2 protein-coding genes are annotated in these 1,554 nt (G+C 41.3%); both read left to right on the top strand.

The window, feature by feature from the left end:
- Positions 1-181 precede the first annotated feature (181 nt).
- A complete protein-coding gene (locus tag AC1DPZ_RS26935) occupies positions 182-766 on the top strand; it encodes an HD domain-containing protein (protein WP_477409302.1) in 585 nt (194 codons plus the stop codon).
- A gap of 10 nt (positions 767-776) precedes the next feature.
- Positions 777-1,554, top strand: a 778-nt coding sequence (locus AC1DPZ_RS26940; RefSeq protein ID WP_477409304.1) for a YitT family protein, incomplete at its 3' end; no start/stop codon positions are given.

The raw sequence follows: 1,554 nt of genomic DNA on the forward strand, positions 1-1,554 counted from the left end.
GACTCCTACAGAGTCAATCATACACCAACCATTTCCAACTCCAGCGGAGTTATGTGTTTGTAGTGAAAAATATTTTGTTTTGGCTCCGTAGGTGCCTCCTTTTTAAAAGCGATTTTCCTGGCAGAATCACATATTTGCGTCTCGCGTATGGCAATTTGTTATATTAGCAGCCAATTTTTATATGATGCAGATTGATAAGGCCGGGGAATTTATACTGGATAAAATAAACCGGGAACTCCCGGCTCATTTTTATTACCATAATGCCATGCATGCCGAAGATGTTTACACAGCGGCGAAACAAATTGCATTAACGGAGGGGATAAGCGGGGAGGACACAGCCTTGTTGTTAACAGCYGCCCTGTTTCATGACGCTGGTTTTCTGGTGAATGGGCAGGAAGATCATGAAATCAACTCCTGTAAAATTGTACGTGAATACCTGCCGGGGTTTGGTTATTCAACTGAAGGGACAGATCAGATCTGTGATATCATTATGGCCACTAAGCTGCCCCATGACCCGAAAAATAAACTGGGCGAAATTATTTGTGATGCTGATTTAGATTATTTAGGCCGGAATGATTTTTTTATACTTAGTAAAAGGTTATTTTCGGAACTTGTAATAACCCAAAAACTGGAAAATAAACAGGAGTGGGATAAACAACAGGTAAGCTTTCTAAAAAGTCATCATTATTTTACCAAAACAGCTATCGGTTTAAGGGCGGCTACCAAGGAAAAGCACCTGCAGGAAATAATTAAAACGTTAATTTAAAACACTATACATGTCTAAACCGGAGCATAGTTTACCTGAAATAATTAAGGATGTAGTTACCGTAATTATCGGGATCTTATTTTGCGGCTTTGCCTTAAAGGGATTTCTGGTCCCCAACAAATTTTTTGATGGCGGAGTAACCGGTATTTCCCTGCTCATTCACGAGCTTTACCATATCAACATCGCATTTGTTATTGTAATAGCTAATATTCCCTTTATCATCATGGGGATGTTCCAGGTAAACCGGGCGTTCGCGTTTAAAACCTTTGCCTGCGTTGTTGCATTGGGCATTTGCCTGCATTATGTGCCTTACCCGGTTATCACATCTGATAAGTTGCTGGTATCTATATTCGGCGGGGTATTTATGGGCCTGGGTGTAGGGCTTTCTATTCGGGGGGGCTGCGCGCTTGATGGTATCGAAATTTTGGCCCTTTACACACTTAAACGCAGCAGCTTTACCATCAGCGAGATCATTTTAGGCATCAATATCATTATCTTTTTAATCGCCGCATTTGAATTGGGGCTTCCAACGGCATTGTACTCTATATTAACCTACTATACCGCTTCGCGTACTATCAGTTTCGTAATTGATGGCCTGGAAGAATATACCGCCGTAAACATTATATCGGGTCAAAGCGAGATCATTAAAGAAAAGCTGGTTATGGAGCTTGGCCGCGGTATCACTGTTTATAAAGGCGAACGCGGTTTTTTAAAAGAAAGCTTTGATGTACACCAACCGGTTGATATCATTTTCACCGTAATAACCCGCTTTGAGGTACGCCGCTTAA

The sequence above is a fragment of the Mucilaginibacter sp. P4_G9 genome, from assembly GCF_056400985.1.